The sequence below is a fragment of the Pseudoalteromonas sp. S1650 genome, from assembly GCF_005887195.1.
Classification (GTDB): Bacteria; Pseudomonadota; Gammaproteobacteria; order Enterobacterales; family Alteromonadaceae; genus Pseudoalteromonas; species Pseudoalteromonas simplex.
Genome location: NZ_PNDF01000064.1, coordinates 1 through 26,263, shown reverse-complemented (window position 1 = coordinate 26,263; position 26,263 = coordinate 1). Strand labels below are relative to the sequence as shown.

General features: G+C 40.1%; 27 protein-coding genes. 18 read left to right on the top strand and 9 right to left on the bottom strand.

From position 1 onward, the window contains the following. The first annotated feature begins 1 nt into the window (after position 1). Positions 2-2,002 carry a urocanate hydratase gene (hutU, locus tag CWB80_RS17150; RefSeq protein ID WP_138599964.1) on the top strand — a complete coding sequence of 667 codons (2,001 nt, stop codon included), beginning with the start codon at positions 2-4 and terminating at the stop codon, positions 2,000-2,002. A 288-nt stretch (positions 2,003-2,290) separates the two neighbouring features. Here hutU and CWB80_RS17145 read toward each other — a convergent pair whose 3' ends face one another. Further along, positions 2,291-2,722: a DUF2541 family protein gene (locus CWB80_RS17145; RefSeq protein WP_138599963.1), complete on the bottom strand. Its 432-nt coding sequence runs from the start codon at positions 2,720-2,722 to the stop codon at positions 2,291-2,293. Between the two features lie 181 nt (positions 2,723-2,903). On the opposite strand from CWB80_RS17145, the gene CWB80_RS17140 reads away from it, so the two are divergent. Then, positions 2,904-3,359: a hypothetical protein gene (locus tag CWB80_RS17140; protein WP_054552093.1), complete on the top strand. Its 456-nt coding sequence runs from the start codon at positions 2,904-2,906 to the stop codon at positions 3,357-3,359. Positions 3,360-3,417: 58 nt separating this feature from the next. Next, positions 3,418-3,891 carry a mechanosensitive ion channel family protein gene (locus CWB80_RS17135; RefSeq protein ID WP_054552094.1) on the top strand — a complete coding sequence of 158 codons (474 nt, stop codon included), beginning with the start codon at positions 3,418-3,420 and terminating at the stop codon, positions 3,889-3,891. A gap of 57 nt (positions 3,892-3,948) precedes the next feature. On the opposite strand, the gene bfr (CWB80_RS17130) is transcribed toward CWB80_RS17135, so the two are convergent. The 6 genes from bfr (CWB80_RS17130) to CWB80_RS17105 form a co-directional block, all read right to left on the bottom strand. Further along, positions 3,949-4,413, bottom strand: a complete 465-nt coding sequence (gene bfr / locus CWB80_RS17130) for a bacterioferritin (RefSeq protein WP_054552095.1) — start codon at positions 4,411-4,413, stop codon at positions 3,949-3,951. A gap of 11 nt (positions 4,414-4,424) precedes the next feature. Next, positions 4,425-4,898: a bacterioferritin gene (gene bfr, locus CWB80_RS17125; protein ID WP_054552096.1), complete on the bottom strand. Its 474-nt coding sequence runs from the start codon at positions 4,896-4,898 to the stop codon at positions 4,425-4,427. A gap of 210 nt (positions 4,899-5,108) precedes the next feature. Beyond that, positions 5,109-7,244, bottom strand: a complete 2,136-nt coding sequence (locus CWB80_RS17120) for a TonB-dependent receptor (protein ID WP_138599962.1) — start codon at positions 7,242-7,244, stop codon at positions 5,109-5,111. Between the two features lie 352 nt (positions 7,245-7,596). Beyond that, a complete protein-coding gene (locus CWB80_RS17115; RefSeq protein ID WP_138599961.1) occupies positions 7,597-7,932 on the bottom strand; it encodes a DUF3703 domain-containing protein in 336 nt (111 codons plus the stop codon). 28 nt (positions 7,933-7,960) lie between these two features. Continuing rightward, on the bottom strand, positions 7,961-9,031 hold the full coding sequence (locus tag CWB80_RS17110) for a PepSY-associated TM helix domain-containing protein (RefSeq protein WP_054552233.1): 1,071 nt from the start codon (positions 9,029-9,031) through the stop codon (positions 7,961-7,963). A 64-nt stretch (positions 9,032-9,095) separates the two neighbouring features. After that, entirely contained in the window at positions 9,096-9,959 is an 864-nt protein-coding gene (locus CWB80_RS17105) for a cation diffusion facilitator family transporter (protein ID WP_138599960.1), read from the bottom strand. Between the two features lie 170 nt (positions 9,960-10,129). Between CWB80_RS17105 and CWB80_RS17100 the strand changes: the two genes are divergently transcribed. The 10 genes from CWB80_RS17100 to CWB80_RS17055 all read left to right on the top strand — a co-directional run bounded on the left by CWB80_RS17100 (position 10,130) and on the right by CWB80_RS17055 (position 20,133). Continuing rightward, positions 10,130-10,507, top strand: a complete 378-nt coding sequence (locus CWB80_RS17100) for a hypothetical protein (protein WP_054552100.1) — start codon at positions 10,130-10,132, stop codon at positions 10,505-10,507. A 57-nt stretch (positions 10,508-10,564) separates the two neighbouring features. Then, positions 10,565-11,692, top strand: a complete 1,128-nt coding sequence (locus tag CWB80_RS17095; RefSeq protein ID WP_138599959.1) for an efflux RND transporter periplasmic adaptor subunit — start codon at positions 10,565-10,567, stop codon at positions 11,690-11,692. A gap of 9 nt (positions 11,693-11,701) precedes the next feature. Further along, entirely contained in the window at positions 11,702-14,812 is a 3,111-nt protein-coding gene (locus CWB80_RS17090; protein ID WP_138599958.1) for an efflux RND transporter permease subunit, read from the top strand. 125 nt (positions 14,813-14,937) lie between these two features. Continuing rightward, positions 14,938-15,423, top strand: coding sequence for a GNAT family N-acetyltransferase (locus tag CWB80_RS17085; protein WP_054552102.1), 486 nt, complete (start codon positions 14,938-14,940; stop codon positions 15,421-15,423). A gap of 122 nt (positions 15,424-15,545) precedes the next feature. Further along, complete coding sequence (locus CWB80_RS17080) at positions 15,546-16,052, top strand: DUF2753 family protein (protein WP_138599957.1); 507 nt, start codon at positions 15,546-15,548, stop codon at positions 16,050-16,052. A 15-nt stretch (positions 16,053-16,067) separates the two neighbouring features. Further along, complete coding sequence (locus CWB80_RS17075) at positions 16,068-16,679, top strand: superoxide dismutase (protein ID WP_138599956.1); 612 nt, start codon at positions 16,068-16,070, stop codon at positions 16,677-16,679. Between the two features lie 87 nt (positions 16,680-16,766). Next, positions 16,767-18,116, top strand: a complete 1,350-nt coding sequence (locus CWB80_RS17070; protein ID WP_138599955.1) for a DNA-3-methyladenine glycosylase 2 family protein — start codon at positions 16,767-16,769, stop codon at positions 18,114-18,116. 2 nt (positions 18,117-18,118) lie between these two features. Then, positions 18,119-18,586 carry a methylated-DNA--[protein]-cysteine S-methyltransferase gene (locus tag CWB80_RS17065; RefSeq protein ID WP_138599979.1) on the top strand — a complete coding sequence of 156 codons (468 nt, stop codon included), beginning with the start codon at positions 18,119-18,121 and terminating at the stop codon, positions 18,584-18,586. A 159-nt stretch (positions 18,587-18,745) separates the two neighbouring features. Next, complete coding sequence (locus CWB80_RS17060; protein WP_054552106.1) at positions 18,746-19,483, top strand: transporter substrate-binding domain-containing protein; 738 nt, start codon at positions 18,746-18,748, stop codon at positions 19,481-19,483. A 65-nt stretch (positions 19,484-19,548) separates the two neighbouring features. After that, positions 19,549-20,133, top strand: a complete 585-nt coding sequence (locus CWB80_RS17055; protein ID WP_054552107.1) for a thymidine kinase — start codon at positions 19,549-19,551, stop codon at positions 20,131-20,133. Here CWB80_RS17055 and ltaE read toward each other — a convergent pair. Together ltaE and rlmF are read right to left on the bottom strand one after the other, a co-directional pair. After that, on the bottom strand, positions 20,116-21,123 hold the full coding sequence (ltaE, locus tag CWB80_RS17050) for a low-specificity L-threonine aldolase (RefSeq protein WP_138599954.1): 1,008 nt from the start codon (positions 21,121-21,123) through the stop codon (positions 20,116-20,118). The genes CWB80_RS17055 and ltaE overlap by 18 nt on opposite strands. A 10-nt stretch (positions 21,124-21,133) precedes the next feature. After that, positions 21,134-22,039, bottom strand: coding sequence for a 23S rRNA (adenine(1618)-N(6))-methyltransferase RlmF (gene rlmF / locus CWB80_RS17045; RefSeq protein ID WP_138599953.1), 906 nt, complete (start codon positions 22,037-22,039; stop codon positions 21,134-21,136). 230 nt (positions 22,040-22,269) lie between these two features. On the opposite strand from rlmF, the gene CWB80_RS17040 reads away from it, so the two are divergent. The 5 genes from CWB80_RS17040 (at position 22,270) to CWB80_RS17025 (ending at position 26,141) form a co-directional block, all read left to right on the top strand. Then, positions 22,270-23,469 carry a DUF642 domain-containing protein gene (locus CWB80_RS17040; RefSeq protein ID WP_054552110.1) on the top strand — a complete coding sequence of 400 codons (1,200 nt, stop codon included), beginning with the start codon at positions 22,270-22,272 and terminating at the stop codon, positions 23,467-23,469. Positions 23,470-23,745: 276 nt separating this feature from the next. Continuing rightward, the gene (locus CWB80_RS17035) at positions 23,746-24,204 is read left to right on the top strand and encodes a hypothetical protein (RefSeq protein WP_055021640.1); all 459 of its coding nucleotides are present in this window, start codon (positions 23,746-23,748) and stop codon (positions 24,202-24,204) included. 64 nt (positions 24,205-24,268) lie between these two features. Beyond that, positions 24,269-24,436: a hypothetical protein gene (locus CWB80_RS22590; RefSeq protein WP_165385119.1), complete on the top strand. Its 168-nt coding sequence runs from the start codon at positions 24,269-24,271 to the stop codon at positions 24,434-24,436. 117 nt (positions 24,437-24,553) lie between these two features. Further along, positions 24,554-25,018 carry a hypothetical protein gene (locus tag CWB80_RS17030; RefSeq protein WP_138599952.1) on the top strand — a complete coding sequence of 155 codons (465 nt, stop codon included), beginning with the start codon at positions 24,554-24,556 and terminating at the stop codon, positions 25,016-25,018. A gap of 268 nt (positions 25,019-25,286) precedes the next feature. Next, positions 25,287-26,141: a DUF6236 family protein gene (locus CWB80_RS17025; protein ID WP_138599951.1), complete on the top strand. Its 855-nt coding sequence runs from the start codon at positions 25,287-25,289 to the stop codon at positions 26,139-26,141. The last annotated feature ends 122 nt before the right edge of the window (positions 26,142-26,263 follow it).

The window sequence follows — 26,263 nt, the reverse complement described above, 5'->3', positions numbered from 1 at the left end:
AATGACTTTTCAAGAACAAATTAAGCAAGGTATCCCAAGCGTATTACCAGAGCCAAAACCGTATCCAAGTGATGCAAACCGTGCTCCAAAACGTAAAGACATTTTATCGGCTGACGAAAAGCAATTAGCGATTCGTAACGCATTGCGTTATTTCCCTAAAGAATGGCACAAAGAATTAGCCGCTGAATTTGCCGCTGAGCTTAAGCAATTTGGCCGTATTTACATGTATCGCTTTAAGCCTAACTATGAGCTTAAAGCGCGCTCAATCAGTGATTACCCGGCTAAATGCGAACAAGCTGCCGCTATCATGTTAATGATCGACAATAACCTTGATCCTGCAGTAGCACAGCATCCTGAAGAGCTAATCACTTACGGTGGTAACGGTGCGGTATTCCAAAACTGGGCGCAGTACTTATTAACCATGAAGTACTTAAGCGAAATGGAAGAAGACCAAACGCTACACATGTATTCGGGTCACCCTATGGGATTATTTCCATCATCAGTTGAAGCACCGCGTGTGGTTGTAACGAACGGTATGATGATCCCGAACTATTCGAAGCCGGATGACTGGGAAAAATTCAATGCACTGGGTGTAACTCAATACGGTCAAATGACTGCGGGTTCATTTATGTACATTGGCCCACAAGGTATTGTTCACGGTACAACCATTACGGTAATGAATGCATTCCGTAAAGTACTGGAAAAAGGCGAATCACCAAAAGGTAAGATCTTCTTAACTGCTGGTTTAGGCGGTATGAGTGGTGCGCAGCCTAAAGCGGGTAACATTGCTAACTGTATTACCGTGTGTGCTGAGGTTAACCCTAAAGCAGCTATTAAGCGTCATCAACAAGGTTGGGTTGATGAGCTAATTGATAACATGCCAGAGCTTGTTGAGCGTGTACGTACGGCTCAGCAAAATGAAGAAGTGGTTTCAATTGCCTTTATCGGTAACGTGGTTGATGTATGGGAAAGCTTCTTAGCTGAAGATATTTTCATTCACTTAGGTTCAGACCAAACTTCACTTCATAACCCATGGTCAGGCGGTTACTACCCGGTTGATATCAGCTATGAAGAGTCAAATCGTTTAATTCGTGAAGAGCCAGAAGTATTTAAAGAAAAAGTACAAGCGACGCTTAAACGCCACGCCGATGCTGTTAACAAGCACACGGCAAAAGGAACTTACTTCTTTGATTACGGTAATGCGTTCTTGCTAGAGGCATCACGCGCTGGTGGCGATGTAATGGCTGAAAACGGTATTGATTTTAAATACCCATCATATGTACAAGATATTCTTGGCCCAATGTGTTTTGACTACGGTTTTGGCCCATTCCGCTGGGTATGTACGTCAGGTAAACCTGAAGATCTTGATAAAACAGATGCGATTGCTGCAGACGTTTTAAATAAAATCATGGCAGACTCGCCTGAAGAGATCCAACAGCAAATGCAAGACAACATCACATGGATCAAAGATGCGAAGCAAAACAAACTGGTTGTTGGTTCGCAAGCTCGTATTTTATATGCCGATGCACAAGGCCGCGCTGAAATCGCTAAAGCCTTTAATGATGCTATTAATCGTGGCGAAATTGGTCCGGTTGTTCTTGGGCGTGACCACCATGATGTAAGTGGTACTGATTCACCTTTCCGTGAAACATCAAACATTTATGATGGTAGCCGCTTCACAGCAGATATGGCGATTCACAATGTAATTGGTGACGGTTTCCGCGGTGCTACTTGGGTATCTATCCACAACGGTGGCGGTGTTGGCTGGGGCGAAGTGATCAACGGCGGTTTTGGTATGCTACTCGATGGTAGTGAAGCTGCCGAGCGTCGTTTGAAATCTATGCTCTTATTTGATGTAAACAACGGTATTGCTCGTCGTAGTTGGGCGCGTAACGAAGAAGCTAATTTTGCGATTAAACGTGAAATGGCGCGTACCCCTAAACTTAAAGTGACCTTGTCTAATAACGTTGATGATGATGTTTTATCAAACTTAGATTTCTAAGTTGTGTCAATGCAAAAAGGCCATGTTGTAAGCGTAACATGGCCTTTTTTATTGCCAAAAAATATTAAATAGCGCATCGTTTGGGAGGCATTTTTACGCCGAACATTAAAGGTTCACGGCTGAAGCCGTTCCTACGTGAAAATTTCCACGGTTTTTGTCGCCATAAATGAGGACCTACATGGGCACTCGTAGGCGTGAAACGTGTTTCTCGCGTTTGTATTTAAAAGTAGCAGTATAAAGCTGCTGCTACTTAAGGTGCATGGTCTCAAAGATCATTGACTCGCAACTTTAATCATCTTTCTTAGCTTTTTTCGCGAGAATTTCGACTTCGGCTTTTTCGGTTACACCTGCCATACTCAGGGCTGTGCTGCCTACCGATTCATATTCAAGTTTGATTTTATCGAGTTTGGCGTCGTTTTTGTCAGGTAAACTTAAGCTACGTGATGACATTCCTTTGGTTAAAACACCAAGGTTATCAAACACCTTTTCTTCACCGGTATTCATAATAACTTTAATTTTCTTAAGATTCACTGTGCCATGAGTACATTTAATTTTAATATGGCTGTAACGACTGCTAGTGATTGGGTTAACAGTATCGGTTTCGCTTTTGTAGCTTACCTTTTTCTCGGCAATCGATTTCCATTCGTCATCACTCGCCAGGCTTTGCATGCTTGTTAAAGCAAGAAATGTCGTTAAGGTAATTAGTTTGATTAATTTCATAAGATTCCCTCCAAAGATGTCACTTTAAAATTTATAGCATATAAACAGCTTTGTTTCCTATGAGAAGTTAAATCACAGAACTAATTTCATGTTTTAGTCGTATTAACTAGTAGGTAATTAATTCACCAACCATAATCAGCATGCTATGCTAGTTAAGTGTCTATAAGTTTATGGATTTTCAATGAGATATTACTTTTGTTTAGTGTTTTTTTTGTTTTCAACATCGTCTTATGCAAGTGCTTTGCTTGATGTAAAGCCAAGCAATAAAACGCAGTTTTTGGCTTTGATAAAAGATAAACAAGGCAATTATAAAGTAAAAGAGGGTAGCGATGCGGTTTGCCAAAACGCATCCTTTGCATTGATAAAAGAACCTACGCAAGGCTTTAGGTTAGGAACGTTAATCGACTTTAGTGACTTACATAACGGAACCCAGGTGAAGAAGATCCCTAACTACTGTGTTGTCAGTTCGAAGTTAAAATACTTTGTAAATGGCATTGTTAGAACTAAGCGCTATTTTCGCTGTGATAATGAAGGCGACAACGGTTCAACAACAGAAGATCTGCGTTTTAAAGATAATGCCGATATTACTTACACGCTGAGTAAACCTGACGTGTCTTGTGTGTTTGAAAAGCAATAATAGTTTCCATCACACAATTTTAAGCCTATGATGGCTTTATTTTTTAACTGATAATTCTATGACTAGCCAATTTATTCAAGCATTTTTAGTGCTTGCTGCTTTTTATATAGCAAGCCTTATTATTGACCGCGCTATTAAACAGTTTCAACGTCGCTTTGATTCAACCGCTCTTGAAACTTTTCGGCTGATTTCTAACTCGCAGCGTGCTATTTTATTATTCATTGGTATTGTGCTGGCGTTATCGAAACTGGGTTTTGACGTAGCCGCGTTAGTTGCTGGCTTAGGCCTAACAGGCTTTGCTTTGGGTTTTGCGTTGAAGGATGCTATTTCAAACCTAGTCGCAGGTGTCATGATTGTGCTTTATAAACCCATTAAGCTTGGTAATTACATTGAAGTGAGTAACTCAAAGGGCACTGTGATTGATCTTAATTTGCGCTATATCACAATTAAAGGCGAGGGAGCGGTGCATTTAATTCCTAATTCTTTAATTTTAAGTAATAAAGTGTCAATCATTGATCGCGAAGACGATTAATCACAAATTTTAGCCATAAAAAAAGCAGCCTAGGCTGCTTTTTTAAGTTTTAGCAAATTACATTTGAGATTGCAGGTAATTCTCAAGCCCTGCGGTTTTGATTAACTGCTGCTGTGTTTCAAGCCAATCAATCTGTTCTTCTTGCTCATTTAAGATGTTATCTAGCGCTTCACGGCTGATGTAATCTTTTTTCTCTTCAGCAAGTTTAATTGCCGCTTTAAGATCAGGTAATGAATCAAGTTCAAAGCTCATATTCGCTTCGATCATTTCTTCAGAGTTTTCACCTATACGTAGGCGGCCTAAATCTTGTAAATTTGGTAAACCTTCTAAAAACAAAATACGCTCAATTAAACGGTCGGCGTTTTTCATTTTTTGAATAGATACTTTGTAATCAGCTTTGTCTAATTTTGAAAAACCAAAATCTTTAAACATACGAGCGTGTAAAAAGTATTGGTTAATACCTACTAATTCATTCGCTAATACTTTATTAAGTGCAGCAATGACGCTTTTATCACCTTTCATACAATTAGCCTCTATTCGCCCATTTGAGATTGATGGTAGTTTTGGCTACCAATTTTGTCGATTAGACCAAGCTGTTGTTCTAACCAGTAAACATGATCTTCTTCTGTATCAAACAATAGCTTCTCAAGCACTTCACGTGATTGATAGTCTTTTTCTTGTTCACAGATGGCAATGGCTTCTTTAACACAGTCAACCACTTCTAGCTCAAGTGTAAGGTCATTTTGCATCATGCTCTTTACGTCTGAGCCAATTAATAGGTCACGACGCTTAGTCATGTTTGGTACGCCTTCTAAAAACAGAATACGTTTGATCAACCAATCAGCGTGATCTTTTTCTTCTTCCATTTCGTGGTTAAGGCGCTCATACAGCTTATTTAGGCCCCAATCGTCATACATACGAGAATGAATAAAGTATTGATCTATAGCAGCTAATTCGTTTGCGAGTAGTTTGTTAAAACTATCTATGACTTTTTGGTTACCTTTCATAATGCTGTCCTCAAATTCCAAGTTGCGGTAATTGTAGTATATAAAAACAAGATTGCAAACTTTTTCCTTTGTAAATCAGTTGTTTACTATTGATTGTGATTCTCGTTTAAGTTTGCGTTAATGGTTGATAAATGAACAGTTTATCGTTTCTATTTTTAAATGAAAAAAGCCCTTACTAAGAAGGGCTTGTTGTTCTAAACAAAGTTTAATTTAGAAACTATAGGTTGCACCAAGTGTCACAGTGGTACCTAAACCTTTAATGTTATAGCCACCGTAGGTGTATGACTGGGCACGGGCAGGGTAGTAATCATTGTTAAATAGATTTTCTACACCCATAAACGCTTGCCAGTTATCGCTAAAGTTATAACGGCCGCTTAGGTTGAACAGGTTGTAACTGCTAATTGGCCCTTGGTCGCCAACATAATCGCCGTCTGTATTTGGTTCAAAGCGTTTGCGTGAACCCACATATAAATAACTCACCGTCAGTGATAATTCATCATTAGGCTGCCAGTTTAAGTTAGCAGTGCCTTTTGGTGGGCTTATTTGGCGCGAACCTAAGTAAATGTCGTCTTCGGTGTTTTTACCTTCAACATAGCTGTAAGTTGCAACCAGTTTTAGAGTTGGATTAATTTTATAATCAACTAATGTTTCGTAACCCCAAATCTCTTGCGGTGCACGTACCGGCTCATACACACCAGTTACTTCATTAAAGCTATTCGTGGTGCCAAATTCTGATGTACTGCGATAGGCTGCAAATTCAAAACGTAAGTCATCAAACTGTGAGGTAAAACCAATTTCATAGTTATCGATGATTGATGCTTCTGTTTGAATTAAGCCAATATCATTTACCGTTGCTGCACGTAATAGGCGGCCAATATCTGAGATATCAGAGCCTTGTGAATAATTGGCAAACGGGCTGAAGGCCTCAAGTAAATTGTATTTCACACCTACATTATAAGTGGTTGCATCATAATCTATGGTGTCACCCTTTACACTAAGCGGCACTGAGCACTGTGTTTCTGAGCGGCAAAGCTTTAAGGTTTCATAGTCATCAACGGTTAAATCAATGCTCTCTTGGCGCACACCCGCTTTAATAACTAAATCATTATTGATAACCCATTTTGTTTGTAAAAAGCCAGCAAGGCTTTCCATATCCATTTCTGGTACCCAAACACGGCCATCTACAAGTGGCTGAGACGTCACATCATTCAGTGCATCTAGGCCATAAATGAAGGTAGCTTCAACATTGTCAAAATCAACAAGGGTATTAAAGGTAGCGCGCGCCCCTTTCTTTTCAGAGCGAATAATTGATTGGCCGCCTTCGTAGCCTTCGTCTGGGTTAGCTAGGTTGGTAGAAAAGAAAAACACGTTCTCGATGTCTTGCATGTAAAGATCGAGCGTCATTTGGGTATTAGTAAACAGGGCATAGTCTGTGTATTTTAAGGTAATGTTTTCGTTACCATCTGGGCCTTGTGGTTTACCTTTCTTTTGCAGCTCTTTAGGTACATGAATGGCATAGGTTTTTTCGCCATCGTTTAGGTTACCAACTACGTCACCTAAATCGGTTTTTTGTTGAGAGCTAAAGTAGTTATAGCTAAATTGCAGTTGCTTCTCATCGTCAAAATCATAACCTAGTTTGGTGAAGTAGTTTTCGGTTACTGCATCAGATAAACCATATTGTAAGCCAAGAATATCGCCTTCTGCGTCACGTTGAACACCATTTTCTTCGTAACTTGCGGTAAATAAGTAGCTAACTTTATCAGCTCTGCCGTTAATCGCTGCAGAGACACGGGCACCAGCGCTTTCTTCAAGTTTTACTGCACTAAAGCGTGAAGATAGGCTAATTTCACCTTCAGGCTGACCATCACTTGTTGCTTGTTTTGTGATGTAGTTAATAATACCGCCCGATGCACCATTACCATAAACAGAGGTAGCCCCTTTGATCACTTCAATACGTGCAATGGCACTTGGGTCGAGTGTTTTGACCCCTAACGAACCGTTTCTGAGTGGTGTAGATTGTGGCACACCATCAATCATCACAAGTGGTGCACGGCCACGTAAACTCTGACCTGTATTACTCGAACTACCTGTATCGGGTGCAAGACCAGGTACCATTTGCGCAAGTAAGCTTTGTAGTTCTGGATTAACTTTTAAATGCTCTTCAATTTGCTTTTGGCTAATAATCGTGACAGAAGCGGGTACTTCATCAATGCTTTCAAATACACGGCTGCCCGATACAACAACGTGTTCCATTTCTTCTGCGGTAAGTTTTTTATTGATGGCATTATCAGCAAATGATTGGCCGCTAATTGCAAGAGCGACCAGAGTAAGTGAGGTTTTTAACATGCTTGTCCTTGTTAAATCGGTATTTATTATGTGATTGTGCGGCAGTCTAAATGTAAAGAAGTGTAAAGGCAAGGCTAATGATAATTGTTTGCAATAATTAGCTGTATTGTTTTGTACCTACTTTTAAATTAGTTATTTAGCAAATAGCTATTAGGTTTAGCAGGACTGTAGCTGTGTTTTTATACCAATCCGCTTAATTAAGTAGTCTATTTTGAGGCAATAAAACCTCGTTGATAACAAGGCAAAAATTTCGTTATTTAGTTGTTCTAAATGAGAAATTTTTAACGCCGTTAGCGACAGGTTTAATCCCTCAAAATGATTAAGTATTATTGCGGGTTGGTATTAGCTGGCACTAGTTTAAAAAGCGTTTTAAGTCGTCAGGTATAGGCATTGGTTTGAAAGGGCTAACATTAGTGCCGCCGGTATTACCGAGTGGTACCCAAATACGCGAAAATACAATTGAAGCAGCCATACGAACAAACTGACCAATTATTTCCTTGGTATTATGGGTTTTAAAACCAATTTTACACATCCACCAATGTGAGTAAGTGTGCGGAATAATATAGCTTTGACCGAGAATATGAGCCCGCTCTAAGTGATAAAAAGCGGTTGTGTAATCTGCTTTCTCATAACTCGTTTTAGCCAATATCATTTCGGTGTTAAAGGCATTTTTGAGCTCATTATTCATGGCGAATGGTATGTTTAGTAATGGTTGTTTATTTGTAATGCCGTTTGTACCAAAAGTAAACACCTGAAATCGTGAAAAACAACGGTGATAAAGCAAATAGTAACCACAGTAATTGCACGATAGAGCCTGCAAAATCACCAATATGAAACTTATATTTAAAGTTCCATGTTTGCGTGGTCCATGAGCTTTGGCTGGCATCATAGCTTGCAACAATATCTGCTGAATATGGGTTCGCCCATACCCAACTATAAGCATGGCTTTCACCCGGGTTCTCTATTCTAAAACCTATGTTATCAGTTGGTTTTTTCGGTAAATAAATTCTAAATAACTTACCCTCAGGAAATACAGTTTGTGCGTTATCAAACGCTTTTTGCACTTGAAATGGCGTAGCATCTAAAGGGGGAATAACGGCTGGTGGTTTTGGTCTATCTTCAACTGTACCTTGCATCACAAATTCTAATACGGCTTTGGTTTGTGGCTTCCAGTTAAACGCCATACCTGTGTAAGCAATTAAAATGAGTGGAATTAAAAAATACACACCCAGAACGGTATGTAGCTGATACATCAGCACTCTGAATTTTGCTTTACGCTTAATAGCCAAACGTTTAATACGATTTTTTGGCTTAACCCAAATATAAAAACCGAGCAGAATCTCAAAAATGAGTATTAGAGCACATACCGAAACCCAATTTCTTAGCGGGCGGTTCTTATCGGCATCTTCATAAAGCAACCAGCGGTGCAAAGCCATGGTAAAACCATAAATCGTGCTGTAGTAATCGTACTCATGTAGAACTTGACCATTGTATGGGTTAACACTGACATAGCGGTTATTAGCTAACTGTAATTGCCAGGCAAGATCACTGCGCTGCTCAGGCATTAACAGGGTAACCGGTTGTTTAGTTGAAGCTGAAACATGTTTTATGAGGCTATCAAAATCAAGTGCTGAAGCCGCTGGTGTTACAGTCCATTTATCGCTTTGAGTAAGGTATTGAATGTCTTTTGCGTAAATAAGCAACGCACCGGTCAAACTTAAACAAATCAAAAATAAACCGCTTACTAAGGCAAGCAATAAATGCGTACGACGTAACCACAACTTCAACAAGGTTTGTTCCTTCAGTTTGCTGTTAAAACAAAACTGAATAGTAAATGATAACGCGTAACATTTACACTAAAACTTGTTCAATGGTGCAGCTTTCAATTGCAAAGTTATCATGCAAAAAGTGACGTATTTCATCGTTATTGATGTTGTGCTTGGCACTAAACTTTAGCTCGCAATGAACGTGATGATCGTCTATTTGCCACGTTTTGAGATAATCAATATCAGTAATTGCAAATTGGGTTTTGAGCTCAGTAATAGCTGCTGCTAAAGCAAAATTATCAGGGGCTGCCTGCATCAATATTTTACTGCTCGCTATTAACAGCAAAACACCATGGTAAATGACATACAAAGAAATCAGCATAGTGGCAATTAAATCAACAATATACCATTGATAAAGAATAATTAAGGTACCTGCTATGATCACCACCACTGAAGCTAATGCATCAGACACATTATGTATAAACGCAGCACGAATATTCATGCTGTCTTTAGCACCTGCTTTGTAAGTTAAAAGAGCGGTGACAAGATCAACAACTAGCGCAAAACCCGCAACCCAAATGATGATCCAACCATCAATGGGCTCAGGGTTTAAATAGTTGGAGATAGCTTCAATAATTAGGTAACCACCAATCACAATTAAACTTAAACTATTAAATAAGGTTGCTAAAATTTCAGCGCGTTTATAACCGTATTGATAACGATCATTGGCAGGTTTGGCACCAATTTTTCGGGCGATTAGGGCAATGAATAACGACGAGGCATCACTTAAATTATGCAGTGCATCAGCAATTAACGATAAACTGCCAGAAACAAGGCCGCCAATCACCTGAGCGACAGTTAATAACACATTGATTGCAACTGCCAGCATGAGTTGGCGGGTGCTTTGGTTATTTGTATCGTGATGATGGTGGTGGTGTCCGTGTCCCATAAAAATACCGAGTTATTGATTTGCTTTATTTTTATACCATGCGTGCCGTGGTATTGAAATGTTTGTAATGCATTGTTCGTGTACAGATTATAATTTACTGTTCAAATGCCGGTGGATTTGTTAATTTAGCGCCGTTGTACCAATTTTTAGTTCTAATTTTTAGGCTCAATGTGAAAGCTGCATTTATTATTTTGATTAGCGTATTATTGCTCCAGCCACTGCTGGATAGCTTTGATGTGGCCGATCATAATGCTGCGTTTAATCACACCTCGGTACTGTTATCAGAAGAAATTGACCTTGAAGCCCATTGCGCAGCCAATGGCGATCACCAGTTACATCAATCAGAGCATGCCGAGCTTAGCAAACAGTTGTCTGACTCAGCCGAAAAAGGCCATTGTCATGTTTGTCACAGCCCTGCGTTTGTCGATTCGCTGCAATTGTCTGAACCTACTGATGTTTATTTCGCTAAAATTGAATCACTTGATTTCAACTTCAAATCGGCTGACTTAGCACCGCTACATCGCCCACCTATTTTAGCTCTTACTTAATCAAAAACCCTTTTTTAGATTTTTTGGGCTTAGCCCATTTTAAGTAAGAGACACTCTATGTATTTAAGAAATTTTATGCGTTACGCATTGCTGTGCGTATGCTATATGACTGTGACAAATATTTATGCGACAGAACAAGCGCATAACCACCAAGAAAATGAGCAAGCTGAGCATGCTAATGAAGTCAGTTTAACTGAGCAGCAACAGCAACTCGCTAATATCAAGGTTGAGCGCCTTGTGCTGAAAAAACACAAGCAAACCTTGTATGCACCGGGCGAAATTAAAGCCAATGGCTATGCCAGTTATGTGGTGTCACCGCGTGTTGATTCTATCGTTGTAAAACGCCATGCCTTATTAGGGCAGCATGTAAATAAAGGAGACTCTTTAGTCACTTTATTTAGTGGCGAAGTGGCTAGCCAGCAAACAGAATTTAGATTAGCAGAAGCCGAGTGGCAACGCGTTACTAAAATGACCGCAGGCACAGTCAGCGAAAAACAAATCTTAACTGCCAAAGCCGAGTATGAAGTGGCTTATAGCCGGTTAGTTGCCTTTGGTTTATCAAAACAAGCTATTGCACAAACACTCACCATAAGCCCAGAAAAACTCGGTGAATACACCTTGTTTGCACAAACATCTGGGGCTGTTTTAACCGATAACTTTGCCCAAGGTCAGCGAGTAGATTCGGGGATTGAGCTGATGCTAATAGCCGATGAATCTGCGCTTTGGGTTGCTGCTCAGCTTTCAGCTAATCAAGACCGTACTATCAGTAATGGCTCTACGGCGCTGTTAGAAGTTAACGGCAATCGCTATCAAGCAAGGGTTATTCAAGAAGCACATACCATTGATGAACAAACACGTTCACGAACTGTTAGGCTCGAGGTAAAAAACACCCAGCATAGTTTGCACCCAGGCATGTTTGCGGATGTGTATTTTCATTTTGAAACAGACCAAGAGGTACTTGCCGTACCTGAAAACGCATTAACACGCAGTGCAGATGGTGACTGGCAGTTATTTGTCGTTGATGACGATGGTGGCTTTGCTGCCCATGAAGTAACCCTTGGCAGACGTTTTGGTGATTATCGCGAAGTGTTAGGTATCAAAGCCGGGCTTGAAGTTGTCACCCAAGGTGCTTTTTTTATTGCATCACAGCTAGCTAAAGGCGGATTTGATCCGCATAACCACTAGAGGTGATATATGTTTAATTTATTAATAGAGGCGGTGATAAAGAACCGTTTACTGGTTGTATTGGCCTTGCTTGCAGCGATTGCAGTGAGTGCATTTATGATCCCAAAACTTAATTTAGACGCCTTTCCTGATGTGACGAATGTGCAAGTTGCAGTGAATACCGAAGCGCCAGGGCTTGCGGCTGAAGAAGTTGAGCAGCTGATCACATACCCGATAGAAGCGGTTATGTATGCGCTGCCCGATGTAGAGCAGGTACGCTCTATTTCTAAAACAGGGTTATCGGGCGTCACTGTGGTGTTTAAAGAAGGCGTCGATATTTACTTTGCTAGGCAACTGGTTTTTGAACGTTTGCAGTCTGCTAAAGAGTTGATCCCAGATGGTGTGGGTATGCCAACCATGGGCCCTAATACATCAGGGCTTGGACAAGTCTATCAGTATTTACTTGAAGCAAAGCCAGATGCCAACATAGATAGCATGGCATTGCGTAGTTTGAATGATTGGGTGGTTAAATTACTTATATTACCTATTGATGGTGTGACCGATATTCTGTCATTTGGCGGTGAGGTAAAGCAGTATCAAGTGAACATAAACCCCAATAAGCTCCTTGCTTATGACTTAACACAGCAAGATGTTAGTAACGCACTAGATGCTAACAACAGTAATGTGGGTGGCTGGTATATGAACCGTGGTCAAGAGCAGCTTGTTATTCGTGGTACTGGTTGGTTTACCCCAGGCGAAAAAGGGCTTGCTGAGATTGCACAAACACCTATCAAAACCATTGATGGGACGGTTGTTCAAGTGGCTAATGTTGCGAATGTTGAGCTTGGCAGTGAAATCCGCCAAGGCGCTGTCACCTTATCTAAACGCAATGAACAAGGCGAAATAGTCAATCGTGGTGAAGTGGTGACTGGTATCGTGCTCAAGCGAATGGGCGCTAATACCAAGCAAACGATTGATGGCATTAACGCGCGTATCGAGATGATAAATCAAGCGCTGCCAAAAGGGGTTGAATTTAAAGCCATTTACGACCAAGCAGAGCTTATAAGCCAAGCGGTACAAACGGTTGTTGATGCACTGCTTTTAGCTTTTGTATTTATTATCATTGTATTAGCGCTATTTTTGTTGGATTTAAGGGCAACATTTTTGGTGTTGTTGTCGATCCCTATTTCGATTGGCTTAGCACTGAGTGTAATGGCATGGCTTGGCTTGTCGGCAAACTTAATGTCGTTGGGTGGGATTGCTGTTGCAATCGGTATGCTGGTAGATGGCTCTGTTGTGATGGTTGAGAATGTATTTAGGCACTTAGGGCTTAAACATAATCAACATAAGCCCTCTTCGCAGCTGGTGGCTATTGCTGCAAAAGAAGTCGCACGGCCTATCTTTTTTGCCTCTTTGATCATACTAACGGTATTTTTACCGCTGTTTAGCTTTGAAGGCGTTGAGGCTAAGTTATTTCAGCCAATGGCTGTAAGTATTATGCTTGCGATTATTAGTGCTGTGATCGTTGCCTTGGTTGTGGTGCCAGCTCTGTGTGTGTACTTATTTGCTAAGGGCGTGACAGTAAAGCAAAGTATTCTGTTAAAACCTATCGATATGCTTTATCAACGGGCTTTACAAAAAGCATTGCAGGCTAAACGCAGCGTTTTAGCGATAGCAGGGTTATTACTGATTGTAGCGGCCGTTATGCTACCAAGGTTGGGTACTGAATTTGTGCCAGAGCTTGAAGAAGGTACTATTAATCTACGTGTGACACTTGCTCCATCTGCAAGTCTCGAAACGGCAATCTCAGTTGCACCAAAGCTTGAAGCTATGTTGCTTGAATTTAGTGAGGTGGAATATGCGCTGAGCCGAATCGGTCGGGCTGAAGTAGGGGGTGATCCTGAACCAGTCAACAACATTGAAATCTATTTAGGCTTAAAACCTCATGAGCAATGGGTAAACGCGAAAACGCGGGTCGAATTACAGCAGCTAATGGAAGCCAAGCTTGAACAATTTCCTGGGCTTTTGTTTAACTTTTCGCAGCCTATTGCAACCCGAGTAGATGAGCTTTTATCCGGTGTTAAAGCGCAATTGGCAATAAAATTATTTGGTAGTGACCTGGGCGTTTTAACTGAAAAAGGCCAACAAATTGAGCAGTTAGTTCAGCAAATACCTGGTGCTAAAGATGTTGCTATGGAGCAAATAGGCGGTGAAGCACAGCTGATAGTTAAACCTAACCGTTTAGCATTATCGCGCTTTGGTTTATCGGTGGCTGATTTGATGGATGTGGTTCAGCACGGTATTGGCGGGCAATCTGCAGGGCAAATCATCAATGCCAATGAGCGCTATGATATTTATGTGCGTATAGCAAAAAGCTTTCGGCAAAACCCGAATGTGATTGCTGATCTTCGACTGCAAACCCCCACGGGTGCCATTGTAAGGGTGGGTGATGTAGCCGATGTACAAATAGAGTCTGGCGCTCCACAAGTTCGTCGCGATGATGTTCAAAGGCGGGTGGTTATTCAAACGAATGTGCAGGGGCGAGATATGGGCTCTGTAGTTGCCGATATACGCGCTGCCATAGCCGATAAAATACAGCTACCAAGTGGTTACAGTGTAGCCATTGGTGGGCAGTTCGAAAACCAGCAACGGGCACAGCAGCGGCTGATGATAGTAGTGCCAGTAGCCTTATTACTCATTGCGTTATTGCTGTATTTTGCTTTTAGTAACCTATCGCAAGTGGTGCTTATCCTTGTCAATGTTCCTTTGGCTGTAATTGGGGGAGTGATTGCATTGTATGTCTCTGGGCAATACTTATCTGTACCTAGTTCAGTAGGGTTTATTACACTATTTGGTGTTGCGGTATTGAATGGTGTGGTGATGGTCGAAAGCATTAATCAAAGGATTAGTGCGGGAGATAGCAAAGACAAAGCAGTATTTGAAGGCGCAGTTTCACGGCTAAGACCCGTACTTATGACTGCGCTTACTTCAATGCTTGGGCTAATTCCAATGCTCCTTAGCACAGGCATAGGGGCTGAAATACAAAAGCCCCTTGCCACGGTTATTGTTGGCGGCTTGGTTAGTGCTACCTTTTTAACTTTATTTGTACTTCCGGTACTGTATAAGTCGATGAGTAAATAAAGCATATGGGGCTAACTTTTAGTAGCCCCTTTTTAATGCCGTGTATTTCTGTAAAGGGCGTTTACACCATGCTAAAGCCCTTATAAACTGGGCGTTACAATAATGATGTAAAAAAGGAATACAGAGTGAGTAACGCAATTACAATTCGTCCGGCAGTCGCAAGTGATGCTGCAACAATCCTACATTTTATTACCGAACTTGCTATCTACGAAAAAGAACCTGACGCAGTTAAAACAGACGAGCAAGCTATTTTAAAAACGTTATTCAGTGAAGGTGCTACAGCTCACAGTGTTATTTGTTTAGAGGGCGACACACCAATTGGTTTTGCTGTGTATTTTTATAATTACTCAACCTGGCTTGGTAAAAATGGTTTGTATTTAGAAGATCTTTACGTCAGTGCAGATAGCCGTGGTAAAGGTGCTGGTAAGCAAATTATGCAATATCTAGCTAAGCAAGCACTCGAAAAAGACTGTGGTCGTTTTGAGTGGGTGGTACTTGATTGGAATAAACCAGCCATTGATTTTTACGACAGCATTGGTGCTAAACCGCAAAACGAATGGATTATTTACCGCCTAACAGGCCAAGAGCTTATCGACTTTGCGCATCAATAAGTAATGTTGTTATAGCTTAAAATTAACAAATAACAATATAAATAAAAATCATTTGCATTTGATCTTTTCTATGTGTAGTTTAAATACACATAGAATGATTGGTATAAGTGCAGGTGATTTTTATGACTCAAACAACACGCCACACACCGTTAACCTCGAACGCCATTGATGACGCGCTTGCCCCTTGGCAAAGTGCAATTTATCAAGGCAACTTAGCATTTGAATCTGGCGAGCTTATTACTGCGCGTGATCATTACACGGTTGCCAGCAGCTGCGCTGAAACACTACTCGCACAGTTTTCTAATTTTCCAATCAACCATTCGGTAACTCGCTCGTTAGAGCATTGTATTGCAGCATTTGTTGTTGCCACTTTGAATCTTGCCGACACATTTAAAGTCATGCAAAAACCAGATAAAGCCTGCACCTGGCTTTGCCATGCTCATCAACGATTAAGCGCGCTGTTAAATCACCCAGAGCAGCAGGTTCGCATCTTGGTGCTGCACCATCATCACAAAACCTATTATGAGCTGGTTAAATTTGCGAGCATGGCATCGGCATTTCCGACACTCATTAACCGAATCAACCAGCTATTAGCTGACCATCCCCATAAAACGCAGTTATTACATTAACGATAAGGAATCAGTATGCCTTTTACATTACCCGATTTAGCTTATGACTATGATGCACTTGAACCGCACATTGATGCGAAAACCATGGAAATACATCACACCTTGCATCATCAAACCTATATCAATAAAGCGAATGCTGCACTCGAGGGCAGCCATTACTCTGAGCAAGATGCTGAAACATTACTACGCACTATTTCATCAATGCCTGAGTCTTTACAAAAAGCAGTACAAGAGCATGTGGGTGGTCACCATAATCATTCATTATTTTGGCAAATAATGACACCAAACGGCGGTGGTCAGCCAAGTGGTGAATTAAATACAGCAATTGTTGATACATTTGGCAGCTTTGACGCATTTAAAGAGCAATTTACGAATGCAGCGGTAAGTCGCTTTGGCAGTGGCTGGGCGTGGTTATGTGTTGATGAAAATAACCAATTGATTGTTGAAAGTAGCCTCAATCAAGATAGTCCACTTATGCAAAATCACATACCTATTTTAGGGCTAGATGTGTGGGAGCATGCATATTACTTGAAGTATCAAAATCGTCGCCCTGAATATATTGCGGCATTTTACGAAGTGATCAATTGGCCGGAAGTTGAGCGCCGATATTTAGCTGCAATTAAATAGCTGTTTAATTAGTTAAGGTCCGAAACTGGCTAGTCAAAAAATAATATTCAGTTAAGCTAACGGTATTAGCGTGTAACGAGAATAATTATGACTAGCCAACAATGGCAAACAGCAAGGCAAAGCCGCGACCCACGCTTTGATGGGGTGTTTTTTGTGGCGGTAAAAAGTACTGGCATTTATTGCAGACCCATTTGCCCCGCACCAACAGCACAAGAAAAGAACGTTGAATATTACCAATACGCGCACTTGGCTGCGCAGGATGGTTTTCGACCCTGCATTCGCTGTCGCCCAGATAGTGCACCGAATAGCCCAGCTTGGCTAGGTACTAAAACCACCGCATTACGCGCAAAACAACTGATTGATAAAGGTGAGGCCTACGATTGTGAGGTTTTAGCAGACAGGCTAGGGGTGTCGAGCCGTTATTTACGCCGTTTGTTTAACCAACACTTTGGACTCTCGATCACCCAATATCGATTATTTAACCAATGCAATTTTGCAAAGCAGTTATTACAAGAAACAGATTTATCGGTGGCAGATATCGCATTTGCTTCTGGCTTTAATAGTATTCGTCGTTTTAATGATGCTTTTTTGAAGCAGTTAAATATCGCTCCTTCAAAGTTACGCAAGTCAGATAAAAAACCAAGCGCCACGCTAACCTTAACACTGGCATTTAGGCCGCCTTATAACTGGCAAGCACTGCATGATTTTTTGCAGCGCCGTTTAATTAGTGGCCTAGAATGGCTGAGTGCAACGAGCTATGGTCGTACTTTTAAAGACAAATATTGCCAAGGGCAATTCACTGCGCATTTTGTTGAGCATAAAAACCATTTTAAAGTGGCGATTGATATAGATAACACCCGTTATTTACAGCAAGTGATCCATAATATTCGTCGTGTGCTTGATTTAGACGCCGACACGCAAACCATTGAGCAGCATTTAGATGAAGAGCTGAAAGGCGCGATGCCACTTTGTGTTGGGCTTCGTTTGCCGGGAATTTGGTCAGACTATGAAGCGGGCATACGTGCGGTTCTTGGTCAGCAAGTGAGTGTTACTGCGGCTCACAATCTCGTAACTCAGCTTGTGAATGAATTTAATCAGCAAAGTACTAACCACTATTTTCCAAGCCCTGATTGGGTTGCCAATTCTGAACTCGATTTTTTTAAAATGCCACAATCACGCAAAGATGCGCTAAGGCGTTTAAGTGCTTATTGTCAGCAAAACCCAGAGAATCAAGAGCTTGATAATTGGCTTGAGCTCAAAGGCATTGGTCCGTGGACAGTTAATTACGCCAAGCTACGCGGTCAAAGCCACCCCGACATTTTACTAGCGGGCGACTTAGGGGTTAAAAAAGCCCTCGCTGGAATAAGCGAATTTAACAGTGAGCACTGTGCACCATTTCGTTCATATTTAACTTTTCAACTATGGCAACAATTATGAGTATGCAACAAGTTATAATGCCAAGCCCCATTGGCGATATTACCATTCAAAGTACAGCAAAAGGTGTCAGTTACGTTGGCTTCTACCCAGTGGTTACGATGCAAACAGAGGCTGTTGATGAGCACACCCTTACACCTATTTTAATATGTATAAGTGAGCTTAATGAGTACTTTAATGGTGAGCGTAGGCGTTTTACTGTTCCACTCGATACCCAAGGTACCCACTTTCAAAGGAAAGTATGGCATGCACTGATGGATGTTGAATTTGGACAAACTAAAAGTTACCAAGAGATAGCACTTGCCATTAATAACCCAAAAGCGGTGCGTGCAGTGGGCGCTGCAAATGGTAAAAACCCGATTAGCATTATTGTACCGTGCCATCGGATTATTGGCGCAAACGGTAAACTCACAGGCTATGCGGGTGGCCTTGAAAGAAAAGAGTGGTTACTGAAACACGAAGGAATTTTGTAAAAAGTTAAATTGCCTTCTACACTATTTAAAGCTTAACTAAATTAGTAACTTATTATGACAGTGATGTTGTTTTTTACTAGAGTATTTTTGTGTACAGGGTTGTTTTTTACTTTTACTTGTTATGCGAAAGAGGCGTCTCCCTTACTAATTAAAATTTGTGTGGCGGATCATAATAAAGCGCCGATGTTTATCGATGCTAAAAACGAAATCCCCATTATTAATAGCCAAGCACAAATTAATACTCTAAAGGAATTAGATCTCGCAATAGATGAAGTTCAATTTCAATACCAACAAATGCCTTGGCAAGAATGTATATCATCAATAAAGCACGGCACTGTTGATGCATTTATTTCTGGTTTTAACGCGCTTAAAAGTGACTATGCTGTTTTCCCTGTTAATAAACAGGGCAAACCTCTCGATAAATATTCATTCGCATCTTTGAGCCAATGTTTAATCGGTAAACGACGTTTTCATTCAAAGTGGAATTCACGTGAGGTATTTCAATCAAAAGCATTCTCGTTAGCTGTTGCTAATGGCCATTTTGTTGGTGATGCTGCAAGTGAAGATGCGTTTTTTATTGAGCACACATTTACGCTACAAACTGCGATTGAACGAGTTGCTCAGGGAAATGCTGATGCAGCACTTGTGATTTGTGAGATTTCTAAGAATAAAGTCGATCTTAGTCAGTACTACCAATTTAAACTTGCTCCACTGTTCCCACCGATCAATACCTCAATAGCATATTTGGCTTTTTCAAATGAGTTTTTCTATAAGCATAAACTAGATGCAAACCTAGTTTGGGAGCAACTCGCTAGTAAAAAATTGGCAGGGGTTTATGCAAGAATGTTGCAAAATATGAGCTCAGAACAAAACACTCATTATGGGACAAAAGAATAAGGTAAAGGATGATGTTGTCGTTCGATTAGGGTAGCATATTGCGACTTTAAAATTTGGGCAACATCATGGCACAGCTGTACTTTTATTATTCTGCAATGAATGCAGGCAAATCTACCACACTTTTACAATCTGCATTTAACTACCGCGAACGTGGTATGGAACCGGTTATTTTAACAGCGGCTATTGATGATAGAGCAGGTGTTGGCAAGGTGTCTTCACGTATTGGCTTACAGGCTGATGCGCATATTTTTGATGCAGAGAAAGATGTATTTGAATTGATCAAATCTTTAAATGCAGAGCAAAAGCGCCATTGTATTTTAGTTGATGAGTGTCAGTTTTTATCAAAAGACCAAGTAATGCAATTAACGGATGTGGTTGATGAGCTTGGTATTCCAGTGCTGTGTTATGGCTTACGTAACGATTTTAGAGGTGAGTTATTTAGTGGCTCACAATACTTACTTGCATGGGCTGACAAACTAATTGAGTTGAAAACAGTGTGTCATTGTGGTCGTAAAGCTAATCATGTACTGCGTACCGATGAGCATGGCAATGCGATTGCAGACGGTAATCAGGTAGAAATTGGCGGCAACGACCGGTATGTATCAGTGTGCCGCAAACATTATAAAGAAGCGTTAAATCTCGGCCGCTAATGCTGAGATAAAGCTATCAATATCTTGCTTAGTGACGCCTAAATGGGTCACTAATCGCAGTGGTTTTCCTGGCGAAAATAACATATTTTGTTCTTTTAGCGCATGTGCCACTGCTTTTAAGTCGATATGTTCGGCAACGTTTGCGTAAACAATGTTGGTATCGATTTGAAAAGGTGATGTATCAAAAGCAGCTAACGTGTTTAATTGCTCTGCTAAATACGCCGCGTTATCGTGATCTTCAGCAAGTCTTGTTAGGTGATGCTCAAGTGCATACTGACCAGCAGCTGCAAGCATACCCGCTTGGCGCATACCACCACCAAGTACTTTACGCCAGCGGCGCGCTTTATCGATCAGTACTTTGCTACCTAGTAATAGGGAGCCAACCGGCGCACCGAGTCCTTTTGATAAGCAAATAGATACAGAATCAAAATACTGGGTGATCTCAGTAATATCAACACCTAACTTAACCGCCGCGTTATACACGCGGGCACCGTCTAAGTGCAGAGCAAGGTTATGTTTATCAACACACTCTCTGGCTTGTTTAAGATAACTTAGCGGGAGAACTTTGCCACCAATGGTGTTTTCTAAGCTAAGTAGTTTGGTTTTAGCAAAGTGAAAGTCATCAGCTTTAATTGCAGCCACAACTTTGTTTAAATCTATGCTGCCATCGGCATTATTTTCAATTGGTTGCGGCTGAATAGAACCTAATACAGCGGCACCGCCACCCTCAAATTTGTAGTTATGCGCTTGTTGACCACAAATGTATTCGTCGCCACGTTCACAATGTGCCATCAATGCTAGTAAGTTTGCTTGCGTGCCTGAGCTACAATAAAGGGCGCTTTCGAAGCCATGACGCTCAACAGCAAATTGTTCAAGCTGATTAACGCTTGGGTCGTCACCATAAACGTCGTCGCCTACTGGGGCGTCATTCATGACCGCGCGCATGGCTGCTGTTGGTTTTGTAACTGTGTCTGAACGAAAGTCGATCATTTTATTATCCTTATACTAGTTCGTTAAGAATGGCTTCGCGGTCGGCTTGGTCAAAATAGCTCCAAGCAATAAAGCGACTTATTTTTTGGCCTTGTGCCATTTTTATAACTTTTACTTCTTTCACATCAAGTGTGCTGAGTAACTTTTTTATATGCGGTAAAGTGTCAGACTTTGAAACAAGTGATGTAAACCAAATACATTGCTCTGCAAACTCTTGGCTCTCAATACACATTTTACTGATAAATTCGCGTTCACCGCCTTCACACCAAAGCTCGTTTTGACGGCCACCAAAATTAAGCGCTTTTTGTGGCGCTTTGTTTAAGTTTTTCCATTTACGTTCAGTACCTGCATTTGCCTGTTGCTCGCTGGCATGAAACGGTGGGTTGCATAAAGTTAGGTGAAAGACATCTTTATTCGATATTACGCCCGTAAACATTTTATTGGCGTTACTTTGCTGCTTAACATTTATTTTGAGGCGGTTAAATTGCACAATTTGCTTAGCAATTTTAACAGACAATACATCAATATCTGAGCCTGTGAAGTGCCAGCCATATTCGTGGTTACCCGTAAGCGGGTAAATCACATTTGCACCCGTGCCTACATCAAGCACTTTTACTTGCTTACCCGTAGGAATATGACCTTGGTTATCGCTTGCTAATAAATCGGCCAAATGATGAATGTAATCCACTCTGCCAGGAACTGGCGGGCAAAGGTAGTTGTCGGGTAAATCCCAAAAATCGATTTTATAATGGCTTTTTAATAACGCTTGGTTGAGGGTTTTAACTGCTAACGCATTGGTGAAATCAATGGTATCAGTGCCCGCTGGCGTTTGCGTTATATAAGGTGTTAGGGCAGGAGTATCTTTACATAGCAAAGTAAAGTCGTAGCCATTAAAGTGGCGATTTCGCGGATGCATTAAGGAAAACCTATCTGTTAGCCATATCAAAGGCTGATTGTACCAAATAAATTTTAAATTTTGGCATCATTTGTGCCTTCTCTTATGTACAGTCCATTTCAAAGCGCTCAATTGCAGAGAGAAGTTAGTTTTTTATCAATTAACTTTTTCTACTCATAAGTAGTTTAATGATTGAGGTGGTTTGTTTTTTCACAATGCAGTGAATACAACTAATGTTGGGGAATTATTATATGAAGTTATCTATTTTAGCAATGTCTTCACTTTTTGCTTCGCAAATTGCAATTGCAGACAATTTAATTGCAAACGGCTCATTTGAACTGGATGTCGTAAATTCAACATGGACATTGTTAGATGAAGTTAACGGATGGCAAAGTGAAGGTGCAAGATTTGAAATTCAAACATCGCGTCTAGGCCTTATTACTGCTCAGCAAGGTAATCAATATGTCGAGCTAGACTCTACTTCTAATTACAGTATCTTTCAAACAGTCGCAACTGAGGCTGGAAAAACTTATGAAGTTTCATTTTACTACTCGCCTCGTATTAACGGTAACAATGATACAAATAAAGTTGATGTGAAGTGGAATGGAACAACAGTACTAAACGTAAATGCGACGCAAAGAGGCTGGCAATCATTTACATTATCTGTAGAAGCAGATTCAAACTCTTCAGAAATTCGTTTTAGCGGCGCAGGTGCGAGTGATAGTCTAGGCGGTTTTATTGATAACGTTGTTGTCACTCAAAAGCAGGCTTGTCATTCTGGTATATTTGGTATTAACAATTTTGGTTCTTCTGAAACGGGTTATGTTTATAAGTTTGACCTAGAGACAAATACTTACAGTGTGGTCGCAGGAGCGCAAAATACGGCTTCAAACATTGCAAGTTATGATGGCAAACTTTATTTTATGGAACAACTTGATTCGGGCACGAAAGCGTCAAAACTTTGGTCGTTAGATTTAGAAACGGGCGCTCAAGTTGCTGAGGCTGATGCTACATCTTGGCCAATTTATCGTTCAGCAGTCACGGCAGACGGACAATCTTTACGTGCGACAAGTAAAACCTATATGTATGACTACAACTTGCAAACTGGAGAAAAAACAGTACTAGGCAAGATGCGCTATTCGGGAGATTCTTTCTCACATGGTGATGTAGCATATTCTGCTGATAATAATGTACTTTACGTATTAACAGGTCAATCACTCTATACCATTGATGATGGTTCGATGGAGTTAACCTTAATTGGTGAACACGGCATTAATTGGGCTTCAGGATTAGCGATTGCTGATGATGGAACGCTGTATGTTTCAGGAAGAAAAGCAGGCGAAAATGCGAAGATTTACAGTGTTAACCCTCAAACGGCTGACTCTAGTTACGTTATGGATGCACCAGAGCACATTAATGATTTAACTTTCGTAGATAACTACTGCGAATAGGCGGTGTTTATAAAAATAGCCAGTGGTTCTGGCTATTTTTATTTAGTCTATTAAACATGGTAAGCAAAATTATTTGATAACTGATAGGTTGCTTTGCTTAAAGTATGGGCTACTTGAGGTTAAGAGCGAAAGAACGGGTATATTGGCCATGATACAAGCAACTAAAATTAGTGTTTAAAAATTTCTACTCAAATTGGGTCACATTGGGTACTACCATAAGACATTTAAAGCTGATAAATTCTAAGGTATTCAATTAAGGAAAGAATAATAAAAATCATGGTTAAAAAGATACTTAAAGGAATTGGTATAACATTTTTAGTGTTAATTAGCTTATTTGTACTCTTAGCAATTTGGACTGCGAATAAATCCTCTGCTTACAAAGAAACTGCTATTCCTTACCTAAATTCAGCAATTACAGATATCTCTCAATGGGATCCTCAGACTCTCAAAAACTATATGACCCCATCATCAATTGAAAATGCCACAGATGAAGATATTTCTAAAATCATGCGTGCATTCTCAAAGTTGGGCGAATTAAAAGAACTAGGTGAATTTGAATTTATAAATGTTAGCTCTAAAGCTGTTACCGGAGGTGGTTCTGGTACTTATGTTACTTATTTAATTCCAGCTTCATACACGAATGGAGACGCACAAATAACCGTCACGTTAAAAGAAGAAGGTGAGTCATTCTCTATTTATAACTTCAATTTAAATTCGATGGCGCTTATTGATTAAGGTTTATCAAAAATAGTGCGCGCAACTGGTTGTATTTAAATAGTTTATTTTCAAAGGAATGTTTATGTCTAAAATAAAAAAAATAGTGATAGCTGTAGTAATTGTGCTAAGCCTTGGCGCAATTGCTAAACAATACAATGAGCACAATCACACAGAGATGGCAATTAAAGAGTGTGGCAATAAAGACAACATCGCTAAAGTCGACTCTAAAGGTTTTGAGTGTAAAGACTAATAGAGATTAGTAAAACATATACTTCACCTGAAATTATCATACTTGGTTTAAACAGCAACCTAACCACTCAACAGTAAAATAATCATGCAGGGCTTTTAATAACATAAAGGGAAAGAATTGAAAAAAGAACAAAGCAAGGAAAGTGGTATCTTATATGCTGTATTTACAACCGTTTTATTGTACTTCCTTTTTAAAATTACGTTAATTTTTTCTATGCAGTTAAATTGGCATTCAACCTGTCTAAGCTCACTTTGGGATAATGCCAACTCTGTAGTGACACCTTTTTTAGGGTTTTCCATTGTCGCTGTACTAAGTTGTATCTGGTTTTTTTATTGCGCCATAAAATACAAACAAAAAGCAGGTAAAGCGGTATATCTTTTATTAGGCGTAGGAGCTGTGTTCTATTATTTTTGGTTTAGAGGCTTTTACGGTTTTTGGCAGCTAATGAGCTACGAACAAAAAGAAATAACAGTACAAGAGTTTTATGAAAAAACAGGTGGTACAGATAGACTCACTTCGTTGTTTGGTAACCGCCTCAGGCATCATGAACTGTGTAAGTCATCACATGACAAGATTAATTAAACTCAGGTAAGATGTTTTGTGTGATACCAATATCGGTTGCTGTAAAAATACACAGCATAGTTATTTCGTTCTTATATTCAAGATAATTAGCGACGAGCGCATTTTCATTTTCTGAATACCTTTAGGATTAATTAAAAATACGATTTGGCAATGCTTTTCGTTATTTGTTACTAATAGATTTATTAATAAATGAGCGTGACATTGACAGAAAGATTCGTGACGCGCGCACTATTAAATTGTTATGGGCACTGAGCAAGGAGTGTGCAAGATGGAAAGAGGTGTAATAGCGTCTCCAGGCATCATAAATAGGTTACCCAAAGGTTTTCAAATGGAGCGTAGTCTTTCGATTGATGAACTACGTTATTATATTCTTTATTGGGATAAAGTTGTCATTCCCGGAAATAATCTTGTTTATATTGGTTTGCCTGAAGAAGAACAATTAATTAAATCAGGTGCTGTTGAGCGACCTAGTGTTGGGTTTACAGGTCGATTTGAGGGCGACCAAGTTACAAACGCCATTTTGTCTTGCCAGAGTGTTGTAGCACAAGAATTAGTCAAAGATAAAACTACAGACTGGGTTATTCACCAGCTAGGGGGAGAATGCCAATTCCCTTATGGATTCAATCAAAGAAGAAATATTATTCGTGTGGATCTTGCTTCTTCATTACCTGTCCCAACTGGTGATGAAGATATATATGAACTTTTAGAGTTTAAAGAAAACCGTAAAGATGAGCTTTATTCTCTTCATGCACACTTAGATGATTTATATGAGCAAGTTTTAAGTTCGGCTGATCAAGATTTAGCATCCAAAAGAGCAATTTCAGATTTAGCGAAATCAATAGCTGATTTGGATTATGTAACCAATGAGCACTTTGATAAAACTGGAAAGTTTGATTTATCAGCAGAACTGAATTTAAGTGGTAAAGATATTTCTGTTGGTGCAGCATCTGGAGCATTAATAGATTTCTTTGCAACAGGTATGACATTACCAATTGCGACTATAGCAGGTGCTTTAATTTCAACAATTAAAGTGCAATCTAAGGCCACAAATACTTTTCAACCTGCAAGTAAAAATTCAAAACTTGCTTTTTTAGCAAATGCGAAAAGAGAAGTGTTGGTGTAATGTGCACATAATACCATTCCGCATAAAGATTAAATCAATTTAATCCATTCCCGATTGCACATTTTCTTCACTCGATCCGGGATTGAAATAAAGTGATTCCATGCCTTTGAAACTTCATCGAC